20 protein-coding genes are annotated in these 22,937 nt (G+C 65.3%); 8 read left to right on the top strand and 12 right to left on the bottom strand.

Annotated elements, in window-relative coordinates; genetic code table 11:
• Nucleotides 1-126: 126 nt before the first annotated feature.
• The 3 genes from abc-f to AC3WLX_RS03740 form a co-directional block, all read right to left on the bottom strand.
• Entirely contained in the window at nt 127-1,989 is a 1,863-nt protein-coding gene (abc-f, locus tag AC3WLX_RS03750; protein ID WP_492334734.1) for a ribosomal protection-like ABC-F family protein, read from the bottom strand.
• Nucleotides 1,990-2,035: 46 nt separating this feature from the next.
• Complete coding sequence (locus tag AC3WLX_RS03745) at nt 2,036-2,209, bottom strand: hypothetical protein (RefSeq protein WP_291624418.1); 174 nt, start codon at nt 2,207-2,209, stop codon at nt 2,036-2,038.
• Nucleotides 2,210-2,421: 212 nt separating this feature from the next.
• Complete coding sequence (locus AC3WLX_RS03740) at nt 2,422-2,682, bottom strand: sulfur globule protein precursor (RefSeq protein WP_291624427.1); 261 nt, start codon at nt 2,680-2,682, stop codon at nt 2,422-2,424.
• A gap of 314 nt (nt 2,683-2,996) precedes the next feature.
• On the opposite strand from AC3WLX_RS03740, the gene ndk reads away from it, so the two are divergent.
• The 3 genes from ndk (at nt 2,997) to AC3WLX_RS03725 (ending at nt 7,002) form a co-directional block, all read left to right on the top strand.
• Nucleotides 2,997-3,419 carry a nucleoside-diphosphate kinase gene (ndk, locus tag AC3WLX_RS03735; RefSeq protein WP_291624417.1) on the top strand — a complete coding sequence of 141 codons (423 nt, stop codon included), beginning with the start codon at nt 2,997-2,999 and terminating at the stop codon, nt 3,417-3,419.
• A 41-nt stretch (nt 3,420-3,460) separates the two neighbouring features.
• Nucleotides 3,461-4,321, top strand: a complete 861-nt coding sequence (locus AC3WLX_RS03730; RefSeq protein WP_492334733.1) for a TerC family protein — start codon at nt 3,461-3,463, stop codon at nt 4,319-4,321.
• 749 nt (nt 4,322-5,070) lie between these two features.
• Nucleotides 5,071-7,002, top strand: coding sequence for a TonB-dependent receptor (locus AC3WLX_RS03725; RefSeq protein ID WP_492335907.1), 1,932 nt, complete (start codon nt 5,071-5,073; stop codon nt 7,000-7,002).
• Between the two features lie 6 nt (nt 7,003-7,008).
• On the opposite strand, the gene AC3WLX_RS03720 is transcribed toward AC3WLX_RS03725, so the two are convergent.
• The 7 genes from AC3WLX_RS03720 to AC3WLX_RS03690 all read right to left on the bottom strand — a co-directional run bounded on the left by AC3WLX_RS03720 (nt 7,009) and on the right by AC3WLX_RS03690 (nt 16,850).
• A complete protein-coding gene (locus tag AC3WLX_RS03720) occupies nt 7,009-7,320 on the bottom strand; it encodes a DUF3240 family protein (protein WP_492334732.1) in 312 nt (103 codons plus the stop codon).
• Nucleotides 7,317-10,391, bottom strand: a complete 3,075-nt coding sequence (locus AC3WLX_RS03715; RefSeq protein WP_492334731.1) for an efflux RND transporter permease subunit — start codon at nt 10,389-10,391, stop codon at nt 7,317-7,319. Before AC3WLX_RS03715 ends, AC3WLX_RS03720 begins: the two co-directional genes overlap by 4 nt.
• Nucleotides 10,392-11,426, bottom strand: a complete 1,035-nt coding sequence (locus AC3WLX_RS03710; protein WP_492334730.1) for an efflux RND transporter periplasmic adaptor subunit — start codon at nt 11,424-11,426, stop codon at nt 10,392-10,394.
• A gap of 250 nt (nt 11,427-11,676) precedes the next feature.
• Nucleotides 11,677-13,179, bottom strand: a complete 1,503-nt coding sequence (ppx, locus tag AC3WLX_RS03705; RefSeq protein ID WP_492334729.1) for an exopolyphosphatase — start codon at nt 13,177-13,179, stop codon at nt 11,677-11,679.
• A gap of 15 nt (nt 13,180-13,194) precedes the next feature.
• Entirely contained in the window at nt 13,195-15,384 is a 2,190-nt protein-coding gene (locus AC3WLX_RS03700) for an RNA degradosome polyphosphate kinase (RefSeq protein ID WP_492335906.1), read from the bottom strand.
• A gap of 153 nt (nt 15,385-15,537) precedes the next feature.
• Nucleotides 15,538-16,215 (bottom strand): P-loop NTPase family protein, encoded by a 678-nt coding sequence (locus AC3WLX_RS03695; protein ID WP_291632046.1) that lies wholly within the window; start codon nt 16,213-16,215, stop codon nt 15,538-15,540.
• A 92-nt stretch (nt 16,216-16,307) separates the two neighbouring features.
• On the bottom strand, nt 16,308-16,850 hold the full coding sequence (locus tag AC3WLX_RS03690; protein WP_291632047.1) for a CDP-alcohol phosphatidyltransferase family protein: 543 nt from the start codon (nt 16,848-16,850) through the stop codon (nt 16,308-16,310).
• Between the two features lie 155 nt (nt 16,851-17,005).
• Between AC3WLX_RS03690 and purM the strand changes: the two genes are divergently transcribed.
• Entirely contained in the window at nt 17,006-18,079 is a 1,074-nt protein-coding gene (gene purM, locus AC3WLX_RS03685; protein ID WP_492334728.1) for a phosphoribosylformylglycinamidine cyclo-ligase, read from the top strand.
• A 14-nt stretch (nt 18,080-18,093) separates the two neighbouring features.
• Entirely contained in the window at nt 18,094-18,747 is a 654-nt protein-coding gene (gene purN / locus AC3WLX_RS03680; protein ID WP_492335905.1) for a phosphoribosylglycinamide formyltransferase, read from the top strand.
• 87 nt (nt 18,748-18,834) lie between these two features.
• Here purN and AC3WLX_RS03675 read toward each other — a convergent pair whose 3' ends face one another.
• Nucleotides 18,835-19,041 (bottom strand): cold-shock protein, encoded by a 207-nt coding sequence (locus AC3WLX_RS03675; RefSeq protein ID WP_291627770.1) that lies wholly within the window; start codon nt 19,039-19,041, stop codon nt 18,835-18,837.
• A gap of 377 nt (nt 19,042-19,418) precedes the next feature.
• Here AC3WLX_RS03675 and AC3WLX_RS03670 point away from each other — a divergent pair, with 377 nt between their 5' ends.
• Nucleotides 19,419-20,579 (top strand): autotransporter outer membrane beta-barrel domain-containing protein, encoded by a 1,161-nt coding sequence (locus tag AC3WLX_RS03670; RefSeq protein ID WP_492334727.1) that lies wholly within the window; start codon nt 19,419-19,421, stop codon nt 20,577-20,579.
• A 19-nt stretch (nt 20,580-20,598) separates the two neighbouring features.
• Here the strand turns inward: AC3WLX_RS03670 and AC3WLX_RS03665 are convergent, their stop codons facing one another.
• Nucleotides 20,599-21,639 (bottom strand): LysR family transcriptional regulator, encoded by a 1,041-nt coding sequence (locus AC3WLX_RS03665; protein ID WP_492334726.1) that lies wholly within the window; start codon nt 21,637-21,639, stop codon nt 20,599-20,601.
• Between the two features lie 71 nt (nt 21,640-21,710).
• Here AC3WLX_RS03665 and AC3WLX_RS03660 point away from each other — a divergent pair, with 71 nt between their 5' ends.
• Nucleotides 21,711-22,328 carry a hypothetical protein gene (locus AC3WLX_RS03660; protein WP_492334725.1) on the top strand — a complete coding sequence of 206 codons (618 nt, stop codon included), beginning with the start codon at nt 21,711-21,713 and terminating at the stop codon, nt 22,326-22,328.
• Nucleotides 22,315-22,935 carry a GNAT family N-acetyltransferase gene (locus tag AC3WLX_RS03655; RefSeq protein ID WP_025035882.1) on the top strand — a complete coding sequence of 207 codons (621 nt, stop codon included), beginning with the start codon at nt 22,315-22,317 and terminating at the stop codon, nt 22,933-22,935. Before AC3WLX_RS03660 ends, AC3WLX_RS03655 begins: the two co-directional genes overlap by 14 nt.
• Nucleotides 22,936-22,937: the final 2 nt, after the last annotated feature.

Here is a 22,937-nt window from a genome sequence, read left to right as displayed (position 1 = left end):
CGCGTGGTTGCCAAGACCGAGCGGGCAAAGAGCGGCCAATCAAATCGCATTACGGTATTGAAATACCAGTACTGTGCATGGGGTTGTTTTGCACGTTTTTATTGGCGCGGCCTGCCGGTGGGGGCGCTAGCCCGCCGCCTCGTCGAACTGCGTGCTCGCCTCCAGCCACTGCTCCTCCGCGCGGGCGAGCGCCTCAGCCGCATTTGCGCGCGCCTTCGACAGCTGCGCGGCCTGCTTGGGATCGCGCGTGAAGATGTCGGGCAGGGCGAGCGCCGTGTCGATCTTGGCGATGATTTCGCTGACGCGGGCAATCTCGGCCTCGGCCTCCGCGATGCGCTTCTTCAGCGAACCGCGATTGTCCGATTTGGCGCGCTGCGGCTTCTCCGTCGCGGCGCTGCGCTCGCGCGGGGCGCTGTCCGCGTTGCGCGTCGACAGCACCAGGCGGCGGTATTCGTCGAGGTCGCCGTCGTAATTGGTCACGGTGCGGTCGGCGACGATCCAGAGCCGGTCGGCGCAGGCCTCGATCAGATAGCGGTCGTGCGAGACCATGATGACGGCGCCGGGAAACTCGTTGATCGCCTCCGCGAGCGCGGCGCGGCTGTCGATGTCGAGATGGTTGGTCGGCTCGTCCAGGATGATCATGTTGGGGCCGAAGAAGGTCGCAAGGCCCAGTAGCAGCCGCGCCTTCTCGCCGCCCGACAATTTGCCGACCTTGGTGTCGGCGGCCTTGCCGGAGAAGCCGATCGCGCCGGCGCGGGCGCGCACCTTGGCCTCCGGCGCATCCCCCATCAGCTTGCGGACGTGGTCGTAGGCCGAGGCGTCCTCGTTGAGCTCGTCGAGCTGTTGCTGGGCGAAATAGGCGATCGACAGCTTGTCCGCGCGGGTCACCTTGCCGGAAAACGGCGCCAGGCGTCCGGCGAGCAGCTTGACCAGGGTCGACTTGCCGTTGCCGTTGGCCCCGAGCAGCGCGATGCGGTCGTCATTGTCGATGCGCAGGGTGACGCGGCTCAGCACCGGGCTCGCCGGATCGTAGCCGACCGAGACGTTGTCCGCCGCGATGATCGGCGGCGACAGGATCTTCTCCGGCGCCGGAAAGCTGATCTCGCGCACGTCCTCGGTGACCAGCGCGGTGATCGGCTTCAGCCGCTCCAGCATCTTCACCCGGGACTGTGCCTGGCGCGCCTTGGACGCCTTGGCCTTGAAGCGGTCGACGAAGGCCTGAAGGCGGGCGCGCTCGGCCTCCTGGCGTTTCAAAGCCTTGGCGTCGAGCAGCTCGCGCGCGGCGCGCTGCTCCTCGAACGAGGAATAGGAGCCCTTGTAGAGCGTGAGCTTGCCGCGCTCCAGGTGCAGGATCTGGTCGACCGAGCTTTCCAGGAGGTCGCGGTCGTGGCTGATCACGATCACCGTGCGCGGGTAGTGCGCGAGGTGATCCTCCAGCCACAGCGTGCCTTCGAGGTCGAGATAGTTGGTGGGCTCGTCGAGCAGCAGCAGGTCGGGCGCCGCGAACAACGTCGCGGCCAGCGCGACACGCATGCGCCAGCCGCCGGAGAATTCGGCACAGGGGCGCAGCTGATCGGCGGCGGAAAAGCCGAGGCCGGAGAGAATCGCGGCGGCACGGCTCGGCGCCGAATGCGCGTCGATGTCCACGAGCCGGGTCTGGATCTCGGCGATGCGGTGCGGGTCGGTCGCGTGCTCGGCTTCGGTCAGCAGCGCGTCGCGTTCGAGGTCGGCCTTGAGCACGACCGAGATCAGGCTCTCGGGGCCGTTGGGGGCTTCCTGCGCCAGGCTGCCGATGCGCCAGCGCGGCGGCAGGGTGACCGTGCCGTGCTCGGCGGCGAGCTCGCCGCGGATCACCTTGAACAGCGTCGACTTGCCGGTGCCGTTGCGCCCGACCAGGCCGACGCGCGATCCGGGCGTGATCTGCACGGAGCTCTGGTCGATCAAAAGGCGTCCGGCAAGGCGGATGGAGAGGTCGGAGATGGCAAGCATGCGGCCTTGTCACCGCAAGGCGCGTCGAACGCAACTCGTTTTTCCGTTAGTGCCTCTCGCGCTCGCGCCGCTGCAGCTCGCTCAGAAGTTGCTCGAGATGAGTCGGCAGGCGAGGTTCGGGCCGCAGGCTCTGCTGCAGCCGCTCGCCCACGGCGTCGCAAATCGAGCGGCTGGTGCGCCGGTCGATCTGTTCGCTGTCATTGGCAAAATGCCCAGCCATTGCAAGGTTCCGTGTTCTCAAAGCGAAGACACGGTACCAAGTCATTGGCGGCCAAATAGTTTCGCTGACCGTGGGGAATGCCGGGCATTCACGTAAAAATTGTACGACTGCGCCTTGTGCGCTCAAGGCAAAGCCCCGGCGAGGGGAGCGCCGGGGCTTCTCCTGGAAGGGGCCTGGGGGCTTAGGTCCCCTTGGACAAGGTGCTGACGGACTTAGTAGCAGCGGTTGATCAGCCGCCAGCGGGGTCCCCAGGGGGTCGGGACCAGCCGGCGCACATAGCAGCCGCCATAACCGTAGGAGACGGGACCGCCAGCGTAGAAACGCGGGCCGCCCCAGCGGTAACCCGGGCCACCGTGCCAGCCGCCGCCGTGCCAGCCCGGGCCGCCATGCCAATGAGCGGAGGCCGAGGTCGGCGCCAATGCAGCTCCGAGCGCAATCGCGGCGACAGCGGCAAGCGAAAGTTTCCTCAACAACATGGTTATCTCCTGAAGACTGCCGGCGCGGGATGATCCGCGTCGGCTGGAAAGGCCTTCCGAAACGGTCCGCCTGGGGGCAGGCTTCGGTTTCGATGGTGCCGACCTTACGCCGGCGAAGCTGAACCGGATCCTGATGGCGGTTGCAGATTGGGTTCATCTTGGTGAAATTCTCGTCATCGAGCGGATCGGGGAGGCATCCCTGCGCCGAAACCGCCTGGGAGGCCGTTTCCGCGGTCGCTTGCCGTCCGGCAAAGGCGCCGATATAAGCCCCGCAACCCCGAACCACCGCTCTCTTCCCCAAGGACAACATCATGGCCATCGAACGCACTTTCTCGATCATCAAGCCGGACGCGACCGAGCGTAACCTGACCGGCGCGGTCAATGCCGTGATTGAGAAGGCGGGCCTGCGCATCGTCGCGCAGAAGCGCATCCGCATGACGAAGGAGCAGGCCGAGACCTTCTATGCCGTCCACAAGGCGCGCCCGTTCTTCGGCGAGCTCGTGGACTTCATGATCTCCGGCCCGGTCGTGGTGCAGGTTCTGCAAGGCGAGGGCGCGATCGCCAAGTACCGCGAGGTCATGGGCGCGACCGATCCGTCCAAGGCCGCCGAGGGCACCGTGCGCAAGCTCTACGCCAAGTCGATCGGCGAGAACTCGGTGCACGGCTCGGACGCGCCGGAAACCGCCGCGATCGAGATCGCGCAGTTCTTCTCCGGCAACGAGATCGTCGGCTGATCCAGCCGGCAGGTTAGAGGCGACGAGCGAAAGGACTCATTGTGGACTGGCTCTGGCAGATCTTCGATCCCGCTACGATCGGGGCATTCTTCACCCAGTTTCGCAACGAGATGGCCGAACCGACCTTCTGGATCGCGGTCGGCAAGATCATCTGGATCAACATCCTGCTCTCCGGCGACAACGCGCTGGTGATCGCGCTGGCGTGCCGCGGCCTCTCGCCCCGGCATCGGCTGTGGGGCATGATCTTCGGTGCGGGGGCGGCGGTGACGCTGCGCATCATCTTCACCGGCATCGTCGCCACCCTGATGGGGCTGCCGTATCTCAAGCTCGCCGGCGGTCTCGCACTGATCGTGATCGCAGCCAAGCTCCTGGTGCCGGAGAACGAGGACGAGGACGACGTCGAATCCGCCTCGCACCTTTGGCATGCGATCCAGATCGTCGTGGTCGCCGACATCGTCATGAGCCTCGATAACGTCATAGCGGTCGCCGCCGCTGCCAATGGCAGCGTGCCCCTGCTGGTCCTCGGCCTCGCCGTCAGCGTGCCGCTGATCGTCGCCGGTGCGGCGCTGATCATGGCACTGCTCGAGAAGCTGCCGGTGCTGGTCTGGGCCGGTGCGGCGCTGCTCGGCTGGATCGCGGGCGAGGTGATCGCGACCGACCCCGGCGTCGCGCCGTGGCTGCACACGCTGTTCGACGGCTCGTTCGGCGCCGCGCTGGACGGCATGCTCGGCGCGCTGCGCATCCCGCCGCAGTTCGGCCATGGCGGCGGAGGCGGCGAATATCTCTGCGCCGTGCTCGGCGTTGCCGTCGTGCTGACGGTCGGCTCCATCTGGCGCCGACGCAGCCTGATGCAGGCCGCGCTCGTATCTTCCGAGCGCCACGCCAGGGCTTCGGCGGAGTGACGCTGCGGCTCTGATCGGCGTGGCCTTCCTCTCTCCGCGATGGAAGGCGACCACACACTGAAACGCGTGCCGCGTCGACGGGAAGCGAGCGATCACCGGCCACGGGTTCAGCGCGGTCCGAAGCTCCCATCTTGCACTTGCATGACCCGCGTGCATCGCACGTCGCTAGAGCTCGCGTCGTGCGCGCAGGCGTGGTGTCGAGGCTTGTCTCTTCGCAACCCCCCAAGCGATTTAGAGCTTGTCTCATTATAAACTACTGTGATTCAAGGGTGCTTTCGTTGACTCGACGAAGGTTCTCACGGCACCTCGCCCCGACGTTCATGTTCATGAAATCGGAAGGCGCGATGTCGTCGAAAGTGTTTTGTCGTCCCGTTGCTGTTCTTGCCGTTCGCATCAAGACGCTTCTGACGTGCGCCAGCCCGAGAGCCCTCGCGGTTTCCGTGATCTCCATTGCCTTGTGCAGCGACGGTGTCCTGCACGGCACCAGCGCGCAGAGCGCCGCGCCCGAGGCCGCGGGCGGAAGCACGTTGCCGGCGGTGACCGTCACTGCGGACGCGCCGAAGCCGCGCGCGCGTCCACGAGCCAATCCAGTCCGAAGAGCCGGCCGCGGCGCGGCTGCGAACGATCGGGCCAGGTTGCAGGCGGACGCCAATCCAACGGCTGCAAGGCCCGGTGCACTGCCGCCGACCTACGCGGGCGGGCAGGTGGCACGTGGAGGCCAGGTCGGCCTGCTCGGCAACAAGGATTTCATGGATACGCCGTTCAACATCACGAGCTACACGGCGAAGAAGATCGAGGACCAGCAGGCCGTCACGGTCGCGGACGTCGTCAGCAATGATCCTTCGGTCCGTTTCACGGGTCAGACCGGCGGCATTCTCGACTCCTTCTTCATCCGCGGTTTTCCGATCGGGGAGGGCAATGTCGGAGAAATCGCCTTGAACGGCGTCTACGGCGTCGCACCGAACTATCGCGTGTTCACCGATTACGTCGAGCGCATCGAAATCCTCAAAGGCCCGACCGCGCTGCTCTACGGCATGGCGCCGAACAGCAGTGTCGGCGGCACCATCAACATCGTTCCGAAGCGCGCCGGTGACGTCGATCTCACGCGGGTCACAACCAGCTACGCGACAAGCACCCAACTCGGTACGCATCTCGACGTGAGCCGGCGGTTCGGCGAGAACCGCGAATTCGGCATTCGCGTCAATGGCAGCTATCACAACGGCGATACGCCACTGGACAACCAGACCCGAGAGGCGCATGTCGGCTCCGCTGCCTTCGACTATCGCGGCGAGAAGTTCAGAGCCTCGCTCGATTTCATCGATCAGGAGGAAAAGTTCGACGCGCCCACCAGGCCGTTCCTGGTCGCAACCGGCGTCGCCGTCCCGACCGCGCCGGTCGGGCGGCGCAACGTCACGCAATCCTGGGAATTTGCCAAGGTCCACGACAACTCGCTGCTAGCGCGCGCCGAATACGATGTGACTGACGCCGTGACGGTGTTCGCCGACGCCGGCGGCGGCAGGACCCAGGTCGATCGTCTGTTCGGCACGCCGATGATCGTGAATGCGGCAGGCGACACCACATCGACGCCAGGACGGTTCAAGTTCGACATCGACAGGAACGTGGCCGACGCCGGCGTGCGGGCCCGCATCGAGACCGGCGCGATCAGTCACGCCGTGAGCTTGCAGGGGAGCTACTACGGGGATGAGATCTCGCGGGGTTCGGTGAACGGCACGGCGGTGTCGTCCAACATTTATGCGCCGATCGCCCGTCCCCAGCAACTCGTTGCGGCTCCCGCGACCGTGCCGAGGCTGTCGGACACCGAGCTGACCGGCATTGCGCTGGCCGACACCATGTCGGTTCTCCAGGAGCGGCTTCAGTTGACGGTGGGCGTCAGGCAACAGGGCGTCAGGTCGAACAATTACAACACGACCACCGGAGCCGTGAGCTCCTCGTACGATGAGACGGCTTTCACGCCGATGGTCGGCGTGGTGGTCAAGCCCTGGAGCAACGTTTCGCTCTACGCCAATTACATCGAAGGGCTCAGCAAGGGCGATACCGCGCCGAACACGGCGATCAATCAAGGCGAGGTCCTCGCGCCATATCTCAGCAAGCAAAAGGAAGCAGGCGTCAAGGTTGATTTCGGCACGCTCGCGGCCACGGTCAGCCTGTTCGAGATCACCAAGCCGTCGGGACAGCTGGGTGCCGGCAACGTCTTCCGAGCTGATCAGGAGCAGCGCAATCGCGGCGTGGAATTCACCGTGTTCGGAGAAGTGCAGCCGGGCATTCGCGTTCTCGGCGGCGTGACCTTGATCGACGCGGAGCTGACGAAGACGAACACGCTGGCCAATCTCGGCAAGACCCCGATCGGTGTGCCCGAGGTGCAGGCCAATCTGTCCGCGGAATGGGACACCCCTTTCGCGCCAGGGCTGACGTTGGTCGCCAACACCATCTATACCGGGCACCAATATCTGAATGGGGCAAACACACAGCTTGTTCCGGCCTGGACGAGGCTCGACCTGGGCGCGCGCTACAACACGCGCATCAACAACCGGCCCGTGACGGTTCGGGCGTTAGTCCAGAACGTGTTCGACACCAACTACTGGGCCGGTGTCGCGAGCTTCTCCGCACTGGCGCAAGGCTCGCCGCGAACCGTGCTGTTGTCGATGTCGACGGATTTTTGAGGTGCTTCACGCGATGGTGCCGAATTCCGTCACCGGCGTGCTCCAATAGACGAGCTTGGTTCCGGCAAACGAGACCCGCAATCTCTCGAGCAGGCTGTCGGCAGCGCTCCTTGCCAGGATCATCTGCACCGCCGTCTGATCGGCGTGCCCCTTGACGCGTTCGGCGGCCGTTCGCAATCGAACGTCCGCGCCGTGACCCGCGCCGCGCGATGCGGTGAATCCCGAAACGAGGCCGCTCTGTTCGGTGAGATAGTCGAGCAGCTCGTCACGGAGCTGATCCGGCACGATCAGGGTGAGAGAGACTGGCCCATCGATCATTTTGCCACCCTCGGCGTTCCGCCGTAGCGGCGATAAAGGATCGGGAGGAGAATGAGCGTGAGCAGGGTGGACGACAGCAGGCCTCCGATCACGACGATGGCGAGCGGCCGCTGCACTTCGGACCCTGGCCCGGACGCGAACAGCAGCGGGATCAAGCCCAGCGCCGTGATGCTCGCGGTCATCAGCACCGGCCGAAGCCTGCGCATGGCACCTTCGACGACGATGCGATCCTCGGGCAGGCCATGGGCCCGGAGTTGGTTGAAGTAGGACACCAGAACGACTCCGTTGAGGACGGCGATGCCGAGCAGCGCGATGAACCCGACCGAGGCCGGCACCGACAGGTACTCACCGGTCAGCACCAGGGCGAAGACGCCCCCGATCAGCGCAAAGGGGATGTTGACCAGCACCAGCAGCGCCTGCCGGATGGCGCCGAACGTGGTGAAGAGCAGCAGGAAGATCAGGCCGATCGCAACGGGCACGACGATGGACAGGCGCGCGGCGGCACGTTGCTGGTTCTCGAACTGCCCGCCCCAGGTCAGCCGGTAACCGTTCGCAAGCGGAAGCTCTGTCGCAACCTTGTGACGGGCCGCTTCGACGAATCCGACCATGTCGCGGCCGCGGACGTTGGCGCGAACGACGCTCATGCGCGCGCCGTCTTCGCGGTCGATCTTCACCGGCCCATCCACGCGCTGGATTCGCGCGACCTGCGACAGCGCGACGTGCTGTCCGGAAGCGAGCGTCAGCGGCAGGCTCGCCAGCAGCGTCGGCGCCGCCCTGGTGGTCTCGCTGCCGCGGACGAGAATGGGGGTGCGGCGGCCCTCCTCGAGCGCCGTCCCGACCGTTCGGCCCTCGATCTGGGTACGCAGCGAGTTCACGATGGAATCCACGGTCAGGCCGAGGCGGCCGGCCTCCATGCGATTGACCGCGACCGTGTAGTATTGAGCGCCTTCGTTCAGCGTGGTGTAGACGTCCTCGGCACCGTCGATGCTGGACAGGATCGCCGACAGCTTGGCCGCGGCCTTGTTCAGCCTGGCGATGTCGGGGCCGAAGATCTTCACGGCGACATCGCCACGCACGCCGCTGATCATCTCCTGCACGCGCATGTCGATGGGTTGGGTGAAGCCGAGCGAGATGCCAGGAAAACCGGACAGGACCTCGCGGAGCTTCTGCAGCAGGGCCTCGCGATTGTCGGTCGCCCTCTCGGCAGCGGGCTTGAGCACGAGGAACGTGTCGGTCTGGTTGGGACCCATGGGATCGAGGCCGAGCTCGTCCGACCCGGTCCGCGCGACGATGCCGGCGATGTCAGGCACGGCCAGCAGTGCCTTCTGGAGCCTCGCATTGATGGCGAGCGACTCGTCGAGGTTGACCGAGGGCAACGTCTCCACGCTGACGATGACGTCGCCTTCGTCCATCGTCGGCATGAAGGTCTTGCCGAGGCCGGTGTAGGCGAATCCCGCCGCGACCAGGCCGATCAGCGCCGCAGCCATGACCTTGCGCTCGTTCTTCAGGGCCCAGTCCAACGCAGGTGCGTAGATCCGCTGCGCCGCACGGACCAGCACGGGATCGCGATGCGACGCGGACTTGAGCACATAGGAGGTCATGACCGGGACCACGGTGAGCGCCAGCAGCAGCGAGCCGGTGAGCGCGAAGATGATGGCGAGCGCGACCGGGATGAACAGCTTTCCTTCCAGTCCCTGCAGCGTCAGCAGGGGGATGAACACGATGATGATGATGAGGACGCCCGAGGCCACCGGTTCCAGGACCTCACAGACCGAACGGTAAACCAGGTGGATCAGCGGCGCACCCTTGCCAGGTTCGTGCTTGCCAAGGTTGCCGACGATGTTCTCGACCACGACGACCAGCGCGTCGATCAACATGCCGATCGCGATCGCAAGTCCGCCGAGGCTCATCAGGTTGGCCGACATTCCCACCAGACGCATCACGATCAACGCGATCACGATGGCGAGCGGGAGGCTGAGCGCGATCACCAGCGAAGCCCGCCAATTGCCGAGGAAGAGCAGCAGCAGAACGACGACGAGGATCGTGGCCTCGGCGAGGGACCGGACCACGGTGCCGACGGCGCGGTTGACCAGGCGGCTGCGGTCATAGAACACGTTGATCGACACGCTTTTGGGCAGCGAGGGCTGCAACTCGGCGAGCCGGGCGCGTACGTCGCGGATGAGCTGACCTGCGTTGGCGCCGCGCAAGCCGAGGACGAGCCCCTCGACGGTTTCGCCGCGGCCGTCCGCTGTGACGGCGCCATAGCGCGTCAGCGTCCCGACTTTGACGGTGGCGACGTCGTTGACCAGGATCGGCACGCCCTCGCGGGTGTCGACGACGATGGCCTTGATGTCCTCGATCGAACGGATGCTGCCCTCGATCCGGACCAGGGCGCTGTCCTCGCCCTGATTGACTCGTCCGGCGCCGTCATTGCGGCTGTTGGCCTCGATCGCCCGGCGAAACAAGTCGTAGGTAATCCCACGCGCGGCCAGCGCGTCGTTGCGCGGCACGATCTCGAAGGCGCGGACATGGCCGCCGAGCGCATTGACATCGGCAACGCCGGCAACTGTCCGTAGAGCAGGGCGGATCACCCAATCGAGCAGGGTCCGGCGCTCGGCGAGCGACAGGACGGGACTGTCGATCGTGAACATGAACATCTCGCCGAGAGGACTGGTGATCGGGGCAAGGCCGCCGCTCACGCCTTCCGGGAAATCGCGCGAGATATTCGACAGGCGCTCGGAGACCTGGTTGCGCGCCCAGTAGATGTCGGTGCCGTCCTCGAAATCGACGGTGATGTCGGCCAGCGCATATTTCGTGGTCGACCGAAGCACCTTCTTGTTCGGCAATCCGAGCAGCTCGAGCTCGACCGGAACGGTGATGCGTTGCTCGACTTCTTCGGGGGTGAGACCCGCCGCCTTCATGATGATCTTCACCTGAACCGGCGAGACGTCGGGAAAGGCGTCGATCGGCAAGCCGGGCAGGAGCGCGGCGCCGGCTCCGATCACCAGCAGCACGCCCAGCATCACGAAAAGTCGTTGCGACAACGCGAACGCAACAAGGCGCCGGAGCATCTATTGCCCCAGTCCGGAGAGAATGCCGCGAAGCGCTGAGATCCCGCCGATCGCAATTTCGTCCTGGTCTGTGATGGGGCCGGATACGACGACATGGTCTTGATCTTCCGCGACCAGCCTGACCGGCACGAGCCGGAAGCCGCCGGCCGTTGTCACGAACACCGAAGTCTGCTCGCCTCGCCGCACCAGCCCGCTATAGGGAATCTCCCATGCGCTTTCGCCGGTGGAGAGAAAGCCGATGCGGGCAGCGGCAGTCTGGCCGGGATGCAACTCGCCGTCGTTGGCGATTTCCGCGCGAACCAGAATGGTCTGCGTGGCAGGGTCGATGGTCTCGGAGACCAATACGACCTTGCCGGGCGTGGGATAACCCGCGATCTCGACTTTCGCGCCGGCCCGGATCGCGCGGATATTGGCCGCGGGGACCGCGATTTCCGCCCATAGCGGCGAGAGCCGGGCCAGCTTGACGAGCGGTGTGGATTGTTCGATCCGCTGTCCCGGCGATACCGTGACCTCGACGACGGACGCGGTCTGCGGCGCATTGACCGTGAGCGTGCCGCTGATTGATGCTTCCTGGCCCAGCCGAAGTATTGCCTCGTCGGACATACCGCTCAGATGCAGCATCTGGCGACGCTCGGCGACCACGAGCGCTGCCTGGCGCGCTTCGGCCTGGCTGGCCTCGAGCACGCGCTGCGGCACGGCCTTGCCTTCGAAAAGATCCAGGTTTCGCTTCAGCTGCTGGCTGGCGAGATGCTCCTGCGCGATCGCGTGCAGGTAATCGCGCTGCTGGGAAACGAAGCTTGGGCTCTCCAGGACGACCAGCGGCTGGCCGGCGGTGGCATGGTCGCCGCGCCCGACGAGGAGATTGGCGACCATGCCGGCCACGGGCGCGCTGACGACCCACAATTGCGGCGTGGGGATCACGATCCGCACGGGATAGGGCAGCGTCAGATCGGTTCGGACCGCGACCGGGCGGCTCGCGCGCACGCCGAGATTGCGCGCCTGCGCATCGCTCAGCTTCACCTCGTCCTGGGCCATGGACGCCGATGCCGAACAGCTGAAGGCGAGCGCAAAGAGAACGCGGCCCGCCGCTTTTCGAGCGCGGACCGCAAAGCGAAACCCGTGTTGAGAATGCATGGCGAATGGGTCCGGAGCAACGTGGTTGCACGTTAGTCCGACCCATTGCCGAGTGGTTGATATGCATCAACCCGACCCGGTGCGCCGACAGAGTTCATTTTCAGGACGAAGGCCGGCGCCACATGAATGCGATCGCTTCGCATTTGCGGCTTCAGCGCCGCACAATCGATCCCGATCGTCCCATCAGCCGCGCGAGCTGGCGGAAGCGGCTGCCGACGCGGTCGGCAACGAGGTCGCTGAGGCGGTGCTCGAACACCAGCATCAAATTGCGGCCCTGGCTGCGGAAATGCGTGGCAGGCAGGACCCCCGGACGCGCTGCGGAGATCAGATGAGCGACCCGGAATGCTGCGCCCAGGAGGCGCGCCCGTTCGAGCTGCGCCGGCGTCAGCAATTCCTGCATGGCGACCGGCGGCTGGTTCTCCTCGCTGAGCCCGGCGTAGCGATAGAACACGGACAGACCGACGAAGGCGCGTTCGGTGTGGGTGATCGCCCCGAAATTGCCGTTGACGACAAGGCTCAGAGTCTGTTCGCCGCGATGATCGGGATGCACGCGCCAGCCGATGTCGGAGAGCAGGCAGGCGGTATGACGCAGGCGGCGGTCCTCCTCGGTCTCGCGCAGCTTCACCACGCGCGCGAGGCGGTCGGTCCAGGCGATCAGCTCGTGGGCATGCTTGCTCGAGCGTGAGAGCAATTGATTCAGCTGCTCGGCCGCGCAGATCAGGCCATCCTTGTTGCGCTCGGTCTCCGGCAGTTTCTCGTGCAGGAGGCCCTCGCGCACGCCGAAGGTCGAGAACATGATGGTCTTGGGTTGGGCAACGCGGATGATGTGCTCGAGCACCAGCGCCGCGTAGGTGAGGAGCGGGCGTCGCGCATCGGCGACGATCTCGATGTCGGCGAGCATGTCGGCGGCGGCGAGCCGCCGCAGGCGGCGCGAGAAGTCGAGCGCTTCGGCGGCGGAGATGGAATAGCCGTGCATCACCTGGAGCGAATAGCCGCTCTGGATGATGTGGATGCGCGCCAGCGCGCGCCAGGTGCCGCCGACGGCGTAGAAGGTGCGGCCACGGCCCGCCGCGAGCTGCGGCACGGCGTCGAGCTCCTCGCGCACGATGCGGTCGGCGCGCTTGAGCGACTTGTGCGCGAGGTCCTGCAGCGCGAGGCCGCCGAGCGGCAGCGTTACGCCGCTGCGCACGGCGTTCTTGCGCACGTCGATCAGCTCGAGCGAACCTCCCCCGAGATCGCCGACGATGCCGTCGGGGTGGTGGATGCCGGAGATCACGCCCAGCGCCGAAAGCCGCGCCTCGCGCGGGCCCGACAGGATCTCGATCTTGACCGCGCAGATGCGTTCGGCCTTGGCAATGAAGTCGGCGCCGTTGGAGGCGTCGCGGCAGGCGGCGGTCGCGATCGCGTACACGCGCCCGACCTGCATCACGCGGCACAGCGCGCGGAAGCGCTTGAGCGAGGTCAGCGCCTTGTCGACGGCGTCGGGCGCGAGCAGACCCGTGCTCTGCACCTCGCGTCCGAGGCCGCACAGCGCCTTCTCGTTGAAGATCGGGATCAGGCTGCGCGCCAGCGCTTCGTAAACGACGAGACGGACCGAATTGGAGCCGATGTCGATGACCGCGACGCTCGAGCCGCGCTTGCGCGGCCGCTTCACGTTGCAGATCCCCGGTCAGGATTGATGGCGTTCGTTCCGGCGCGTGAGACGACGCGGCGAGGATTCCTTGAGCGACTTTCCACGGCCAGACAGACTCGGATTCGTCATGAAGTAGTTGTGGACGTTGAAAGGCTCCTCGCCCTTCGCGGTCTTCATACGCGTTGACGACCCGTCCGGCAACAACTGCCAGCTCTGCTCATTGTCCTTAAGGTTCGCGACCATGATCTGTTCGAGAACCTGCTGATGCACCGTCGGATTTTGCAGCGGACACAGCACTTCGACGCGGCGGTCGAGGTTGCGCGGCATCATGTCGGCCGACGAGATATACACAGCCGCTTTCGTGCCCGGCAGGCCATGACCCATGCCGAAGCAGTAGATTCGGCCGTGTTCCAGGAAGCGGCCGATGATCGACTTGACGCGGATATTCTCCGACAGGCCGGGAATGCCGGGCCTGAGGCAGCAGATGCCGCGCACCACGAGCTCGACCTGGACGCCGGCCTGGGAGGCCTCGTAGAGCGCGTCGATGATATCAGGGTCGACCAGCGAGTTCATCTTCATCCAGACCGCGCCGGGGCGCCCGTGCCGCGCATGTGCCGTCTCGCCCTGGATGTGCTCGATGATGCGCTTGCGCAAGGTCAGCGGCGACACCGCCATCTTTTCCAGATCGCTCGGTGCGGCATAGCCGGTGATGAAATTGAACACCCGCGCGGCGTCGCGTCCGATGGTCGGATCCGAGGTGAAGTAGGAGAGGTCGGTGTAGATGCGCGCCGTGACCGGGTGATAGTTGCCGGTGCCGGTATGGACGTAAGTCGTCAGGCTGCCGCCCTCGCGGCGTACGACCATGGAGAGCTTTGCGTGCGTCTTCAATTCGAGGAAGCCGTAGACGACCTGAACGCCGGCGCGTTCGAGATCGCGCGCCCAGCGGATGTTGGCCTCCTCGTCGAACCGCGCCTTCAACTCGATCAAGGCGGTGACGGATTTGCCGGCTTCGGCCGCTTCGGCGAGCGCGCGCACGATCGGCGAGTTGTTGGAGGTGCGGTAGAGCGTCTGCTTGATCGCGACGACATCGGGGTCGCGCGTGGCCTGCTGCAGGAACTGCACCACGACGTCGAAGGACTCGTAGGGATGGTGGACGATCAGGTCCTTCTGCCGGATCGCGGCGAAGATGTCGCCGCCATGCTCGCGCACGCGCTCGGGATGGCGCGGCACGTAAGGGGTGAATTCGAGGTCGGGCCGGTCGAGGCGGGTAAGCTGCGAGAGCTCGTTCATCGCCTGCACGCCGTCGACCAGGAACACCTCGTCGTCGGCGGTCGAGAGCGCGTGCTGCACGAAGCTGCGCAGCTCCTCGGGCATCTTGGCGTCGATCTCGAGCCGGATCACCGAGCCGCGGCGGCGGCGCTTCAGCGCGGTCTCGAACAGGCGGACCAGGTCTTCGGCTTCTTCCTCGATCTCGAGCTCGGAGTCGCGGATGACCCGGAAGGCGCCCTGGCCGTGCACGTTGTAACCGGGGAACAGGCGGTTGATGAACAAGCCGGTGGCCTGCTCCAGAGAGATCAGGCGAACCTTGCCGTCAGTGGGCAGGCGGATGAAGCGGTCGATCTTGCCTGGCATGCGGATCAGCGCGTTCATCTGCCGGCCGTCCGCGGCGCGCGTGAGCTGGAGCGCGATGGTGAAGCCGAGGCTCGGAATGAACGGGAAGGGGTGGGCAGGATCGATCGCGAGCGGCGTCAGGAGCGGGAATACGTTGTGGAGGAAATAATCCTCGATCCAGGCCCGTTCCGCCTTGGTGACGTCCTTGCCGTCGACCAGCACGATGCCGACCTCGGCCAGCGTGCTGCGCAGGTCGCGCCAGATCGCCTGCTGGTCGGAGGCGAGCTCGGAAACCGTGCGGTTGATCAGCGCGAGCTGCTCGGACGGGGTCAGGCCGTCGGGGCTGCGTTCGGCGATGCCTTCGCGCACCTGGGCCTTGATGCCCGCGACGCGGACCATGAAGAACTCGTCGAGGTTATTCGCCGAAATCGACAGGAATCGCACCCGCTCCAGAATCGGATGGCTGGGATTGACCGATTCTTCGAGGACGCGGCGGTTGAAATGCAGCCAGGACAGCTCGCGGTTGATGAATCGTTCAGGGCTCGACGCGATCGCGGGCAGCCCCTCGACTTCCGGGGCTTTTTCTTTAGTTTCAATGGTTTGCGCAGAGTCCATCAGAAGTCGGTCCATCCTGTCTCGCCTCACTTTGCGACCTATGCGCAAAACCCGCGGGAGCATGTGTTAGAGCGATGACGTTTCGATGACATTGATGTTCCGCGGCAGCGCTGCGTCAAGCGGACTTCACGCAGAGCGTCCGGGCGGGGCGGCTCAGGCGTCCCGGAGCAACTCGGCAGCCAGTGCCCTCGTGACGGGGCGGCCGAGCCGCAGGGCCTCGCTGTCGAGCAGTTCCACGGCCTGACGGGCGGCGGCCGAGGATCGCTCCAGGCGGGTGGCGAGATAGCCGACCACGCTCTCGTCCACGGTGAGCTGGCGGTCGGCGCAGAATTTGACGATGAGGCCGCGGAAGAGCTGGTCGTCGGGGGGCAGCAGCGTCACCACCGGAACGGCCCGCAGGCGGGAGCGCAGGTCGCGAAGCTCGATCTCCAGCGCGGCCGGCGCCTCCCGTCCGGTGAACAGGACGTAGGCGGCATCCTCGCGGGCCAGATTCATCAGGTGAAACATGGCGCGCTCGTCGAAATCCTTTGCCTTGAGGTCCTCGACCACGAGCGCGCCGGTGGCGAGTGCGCCCGGAACGCCTGCCGCGGTCAGCGCATTGGCGCTGGTCGAGCGCGCGCCGGCCTCTTCCGCCCAGATCGTCGCCAGATGGCTCTTGCCGCTTCCTTCCGGGCCCGCCAGCCACATGATCCGGTTCGGCCATTCCGGCCAGCTGTCGATCAGGCCGAGACCTTCCGCATTGGCGGGGCCTTCGAGGAAATTGTCCCGGCTGAGGCTCTCCGCATGCGGAAGGGAAAACGCCAGTTGTCGGGGATGAACGCGGCCTGCCACGCTTGCTTTGCTCCATGCCGGCATGCCGGCGCATTTGACGAGGTTCGACTTAATCGTGTGGGACTTAGCCCGTTACGGGGCCGAACGTCCCTTCACTTGGCCTCGATCGTACTCATGTGGCGCAACCACTCGACCAGATAGAGCGACACGGAGGTGAGCGTGAAGACCGTGACGAGGCCCATCAGGATGATATCATAAGGCGCGGGCTTGAAGCCGAAGGCAAGTGCGGCCAGCACCAAGGCCGCGAATGCGACTTGCGCCACCGTGTTGAGCTTGGACACCTTCGAGGGCTTCATCTCGACCGGCCTGTCGAACAGCCAGGAGACGATCACGGCGGCGACGATCATGATGTCGCGCGACACCACCAGGATCACGATCCAGCGCGGGATCGCGCCCCAGATGCCGAGCGCCATGTAGATCGACACCAGCAGCGCTTTGTCCGCAAGCGGATCGAGCAGGGCGCCGAGCTCGCTTCGCATGTTGAAGCGCTTGGCCAGAAAGCCGTCGACGGCGTCGCTGATGCCGGCGATCAGGAACACGGCGAATGCCACCTCCATTTGGCTCGACACGATCGCCCAAACGATGACCGGGACCAGCATGATGCGGCCCAGGGTAATGATGTTCGGAATACTCACGCAGCGCTTCCCGGCACCGGTTCTGACCTCAAATCCGGCCCGTTACAGGCTGAACCGGTTGATATGTCTACATAGTATAGCGAGGAGCGCCATGCGAGCCATTGCGCGTCCCCGGAATTCGACGTAACCAGCCGCGAACCCACTGGAAATCGGGCATGACCGACCGCAAAAACGGCCTCACTTACGCCGATTCAGGCGTCGATATCGACGCGGGCAACCGCCTGGTCGACCTGATCAAGCCGATGGTGCGCGCCACCGCGCGCCCGGGGGCCGATGCCGAGATCGGCGGCTTCGGCGGCCTGTTCGACCTCAAGGCGGCCGGCTTCAAGGACCCGGTCCTCGTGGCCGCGACCGACGGCGTCGGCACCAAGGTCAAGATCGCGATCGACACCGGCCTGCATGGCGGCATCGGCATCGACCTCGTCGCCATGAGCGTCAACGACCTCGTGGTTCAGGGCGCCGAGCCGCTGTTTTTCCTGGATTATTTCGCCTGCGGCAAGCTCGATCCCGAGGCCACCGCTGCGATCGTCGCCGGCGTCGCGGAGGGGTGCCGCGAGTCCGGCTGTGCCCTGATCGGCGGGGAGACCGCCGAGATGCCGGGCCTGTACAAGGACGGCGATTACGATCTCGGCGGCTTTGCCGTCGGCGCTGCCGAGCGCGGTACGCTGTTGCCGCGCAAGGACATCGCCGCGGGCGATGCTGTGATCGGCCTTGCCTCGTCGGGCGTGCATTCCAACGGCTTCTCGCTGGTCCGCAAGATCGTCGAGCAATCCGGCCTCGGCTTCGAAGCGCAGGCGCCGTTCGCGCCGGTGATGACGCTCGGCGGCGCGCTGCTGACCCCGACCAAGCTCTACGTCAAATCCTGCCTGCGTGCGATCCGCGAGACCGGCGCGGTGAAGGGGCTCGCCCATATCACCGGCGGCGGCTTCACCGACAACATTCCGCGCGTGCTGCCCAAGCACCTCGGCGTGGGTATCGACCTCGCGCGCCTGCCGGTGCTGCCGGTGTTCAAATGGCTGGCCGCGCAGGCCGGCATCGCCGAGCTCGAGATGCTGCGCACCTTCAATTGCGGCATCGGCATGATCGCAATCGTCGAGCCCGACAAGGTCGACGAGGTGATCGGGGTCTTCACCGACGCCGGCGAGACAGTGGTGCAACTCGGCACCGTGATTCCGGCCGAGGGCGAGCACCGCGTCGTCTATAACGGCCATCTCGACATGACGCTGTAATGAGCGGCGCTGTGATGAAGCGCCGCGTTGCCATCCTGATTTCCGGGCGCGGCTCCAACATGGTTGCGCTGGTCAGGGCCGCCGCCGCTGCGGATTTCCCGGCGGAGATCTCGCTCGTGATCTCGAACAAGGCTGACGCGCCAGGGCTCGAACGGGCGAGGGCGGCCGGCGTCAAGACGCTGGTGATTGAGAGTAAGCCGTTCGGCAAGGACCGGGCCGGCTTCGAAAAGCTGTTGCAGGGGGTGCTTGACGAACACGGTATCGAACTGATCTGCCTCGGCGGCTTCATGCGCCTGTTCACGGCGGAATTCACCCAAGCGTGGTACGGGCGGATGCTCAATATCCATCCCTCGCTGCTGCCGTCCTTCCCCGGTCTCGACCCGCACGGCCAGGCCCTGCGCGCCGGCGTCAAGCTGTCCGGCGCCACGGTGCATTTCGTGATCCCCGAGACTGACGCCGGCCCGATCGTGATGCAGGGTGCGGTCCCCGTCAGCGACAACGACACGGCGGACACGCTGTCCGAGCGCATCCTCGAGGTCGAGCATCGCATCTATCCCGAGGCGCTGCGGCTGCTCGCGACGGGCAAGGTTCGGATTGAGGGCGAGGTCTGCAAGACGGCGGGAAGCTCTGCGTCGGAGAATTTCCTGGTTGCGCCGGTGGTGGGCTGAAGCGTCGGCGCTGGCTCGTTGCCCCAAACAAAATCCCCCGGCAGAGCCGGGGGCAACGTCATGATTTCCCGCGTGCTGCGAGAACGATCAGGAGACCTTGAGGTTCTCCGCGGATGCCTTGCCGCGGTTCTCCACGAGGTCGAATTCAACCACCTGGTTCTCATTGAGGGTAGAGAGTCCGGCACGCTCGACGGCGGAGATGTGGACGAACACGTCCTTGTCGCCGCCGTTCGGCTTGATGAACCCATAGCCCTTGGTCGGGTTGAACCATTTGACGGTGCCCTTTTGCGGCATCGCTAGTCTCCTCCACTAGATACAAAAAAGACGCGGCCGCTTTTCGCGTGCCACGCCACAAACGGGCTTGCGGATGTCTGTTCGAGTCTTGAGTCTCAATGTCGCGAAACGCACAGCCGAGCGGCCAATTCCGATTGTGTCCGATATTGCAACATGAAAATCGCCCGTTAGCAAGCCGAGCGCGAATTTCAAGGCCGGGTCCGGTTGCTGCCGAGCGCAATTTGCGGCCTGTGGCAGCGGAACCACAATCGGCGCAATAGCCGCTGGCGGCGCGTGCCAGCCGGTTGACCCCCCGTGGCAGTTCGGCACAAATCGCCGTAAGCGCCGCTGACCGTGCTGCTTTCTGCGCGCCGCCCATTTGCTTCAGGATTTGCGTCATGCGCTGCGCCTCGCAGCCGACCGGAACACGGCAGACGATTGGACGGGACCGTGTCCGCCGGGTCGCGGCGGCGATGGCCATGGCATTGGCATTCGCCGTGATGATGGCGGCGACGCCCGTCCTCGCGCAAAGCCCGACGCCGACGCCCACACCGACCCCGACACCCACGCCGTCACCGACCCCGATCCCGACGCCGACCTCGATCAGCTACGATCGCTCGACCGGCAACGCTGCGCTCGGTCTCGGCTCGAACTTCCTGGAGCGGCTCGGCAGCCAGGCATCCGGCGGCGTCAATCGGGCGTTCCGGACCAATCCCGGCGGCGGCGGCGCATCGGCGGCGGCGGAAGATCCGCGCTACCGGACCTGGTTCGAGGGCTACGGCATGTCGGTGCGGACCGACGCGCAGGGTGACTTCGTCGGCGACAAACGCAAGACCTTTGGTGGCGTCGCCGGTTTCGGCGCGAGGCTCGCGCCCGGCGTCAACATCGGCTTCTCCATCGACCAAAGCCGCACCGATATCGACGTGCCGCTGGCCCTGCAGTCCGCAACGCTCGACCTCACCCAGCTCGGCTTCAGCGGCTCGGTCGACAAGGGCCCGTGGACCTGGGCCTTTGCGGTCGTGCACGGCTTCGGCAAGGTCCATTCCAGCCGCGACACCGGCCTTGGCTTTGCGACGGCACGCTATGGCGCCGCCATCGACGGCGGGCTGACCGAGATCAGCTATTACTGGACCAAGGACCAGATGCGCATCGTGCCCAAGGGGGCGCTGGAATATGTGCGCGCCACCAGCGCCGCGTTCCAGGAGGCCGGCGGTCTCGACCCGCTCAATGTCGGCGCGAGCGCGCTCTCTCGCGCGCGCTTCATGGTCGGGGCCGAGATCGGCCGCTATTTCATCATCGGGCAGAAGATCCTCGACCTCTCCGCCTACGGCAAGTTCGTCGACAATTTCCATCAAGACCTGGGCTCCATCCAGGTCAGCCTGGGCACCCAGAGCATCGTGGTGCCCGGCATCGGCGAGAGCCGCCACGGCGTCGATGCCGGGGCCTCGGCTTCGCTCAGCCTGACCAATGTGGCACGGCTCTACGTCAATTACGACGGCAAGTTCCGCAACGAGCTCACCTCGCACCAGGGCATGATCGGCTTCGAATATCGATGGTGAGCTGAATCTCGCCCGCGTCTCAGGTTGGCGTTGCCGCGACGTATCCGGTCAATCCAAATCCCTCCCGGGCGGCCGTCATCATCGGCACCAGCGCGTCCGGATGGATGAACTCGTCGCGGAAGCAGGGATAGGTCCTGGCATCGAAGATCTTCTTCAGCCACTCGACCACGATCTTGTGACGCTCCGAGGTGCGGAACTCCTTGTGATAGGTGAGCCAGAGATCGGCGTGGTGGCTGACGCCGAGATCGACGGCGACGAGCGGTGCGCCGAGCGCGATCGACACCGTCGGCAGGAAGCCGATGCCGGCGCCGCGCTCGACCGCATAGAGCACGCCGACCGAGGAGTTGGTCTTGATGCCGACGATGCCTTCCAGCGACTGCAATCCGAGCACACGGGCATAGGCGCCGTCGTCGACCTGCGGTGCGCTCTGCTTGATGATGCGGTGGTTCTGCAATTCAGCCAGCGTTGCGGGCAAGCCGTAGAGGCTTTGATATTCCTTCGAGACGAACGGATAGATGTGCAGGCGGCCGAGCTTGGCGACGATCAGGTCGGGATTGGTGGGCGGCTCGAGCTGGATGGCGATGTCGGATTCGAGCCGCGCGACGTCGGACTGCTCCATCGCGCAACGCAGATCGACCGTGATCTTGCGATAGGTCTTCTGGAAGTCGATCAGTCGCGGCAGGATCCAGAAATTCCCGGGGCCTTCCGTCACCGCGACGCGCACGGTGCCCGACGTGTCGTTCGACGATCGCGAGGCGCGGCGGAAGACGTTGAAGGCATGACGCTCCATATGTGCAACGTCGGCGATCATCGCGGTGCCTTCATCGCTGAGCGTGAGTCCGCTCTGGTCACGGAGGAATAGCTTGCACCCGATGCTCTCTTCGAGCCGGTCGATGCGGCGCATCAGGGTGGTGGAGGTGAGGCCGAGCTCTTCGGCGGCATTGCGAAAACTTTTATATTTTGCGCACGCTAAAAACAGCTTCAAATCGTCCCAAGACGCATCCAGGGCTTCTTCACGGTGCTGCATCATCGCAGCACCCCGGTGCAATAACTGCTGCATACTCCTGATCCCCAGCCGCTAAGCTGATCGGCATAGCGGGGCATGAAAGCCTCGAACGATAGAGGCGTGATATGAGTATGGAAAGGGGCTCGTTTGCCGCAAGGCACGATTTCGATGCCTTGCCGCTGAGTCCGGATGTCGATGTTCGCTGTGCGCAATTTTCCGAAATTGCGGAACTTTCGGAAATGGCGCACCGGCTGGTGCCCGGGGTGCAGATCGGCACGGGGGAGCTTGCGCGATACTTCACGCTCGATCCTCAGAGCATTCTGACGTTCAGGCGGAAAGGCAAGCTCGTCGGCGGCATGGCCTTCCTGTTTCTCAATGACCGCGGACACGATGCACTGCTGCTCGACGAGATCTGCCTCACCGCGCCCGAGACGCGCTATCTCGCGTCGGCGAACGAGGACGTCGCAGCCATCTACATCTGGGCGATCGCGGCGACGGGGCGCGGCATCGCCGGTCTCGGCAAGGCCGCGGCTCATCTGCGGCAGATAAGGTATCGCGGCGCGGATTGCTATGCGCAGCCGTCAACGGAGGCCGGACGCGATATCATGAAGGCGACGGGCTTTGTGCCTGTCCCGAGCTTTCAACCCGACCTTTGGTGCTACGAGCGCCCCTGGCATCGGCACCCCATGCGCATGCCGGGCGCGATCATCCAGTCAAGGAGCTTTGCAGATGCACGGTACTAGAATTCCTGTCGCCAAGCCCTGTTCTCGCGCCATCACCATCCGCCTCGCGCGCGATCCGAGCGACCTCATGCTCGTGACCGCCATCCGCTCGGCGGTCTATCTCGCCGAGCAGGATTGTCCGTTCGAGGAGGAGTTCGACGGCAACGACATGGTTGCCGCGCATTTCATCGGCTTCGTCGGCAACGAGCCTGCGGGCTGCCTGCGGGTGCGCTTCTTCGGCGATTTCGCCAAGGTGGAGCGGCTGGCGGTGCGTCACCAATATCGGCGCTCGCGCGTCTCGTTCAAGCTGGTGCAGGCCAGCGTCGACTATGTGAAGCGCAAGGGCTTTCGCAAGATCTACGGTCAGGCGCAGGACCGGCTGGTCGATTTCTGGGCCCATTTCGGCGCCAAGCCGCTCGGTCACAATCGCAAGATCACATTCTCCGATTTTTCCTACACCGAGATGCTGCTGGAGATCGAGCCGGGTCCGGACGCCATCACGCTGGACAGCGATCCCTATGTGATCATCCGTCCCGAGGGCGACTGGGATCGGCCCGGCGTGCTCGATGCCTCAGCGGGGCGGTCGGTGACCTCACCGCTGCGGGACCTCGCTCTCGCCGATCGCTGAAA

The organism is Bradyrhizobium sp. FW305-F6, from assembly GCF_058782905.1.
This window is presented reverse-complemented; position numbering and strand designations above follow the sequence as displayed.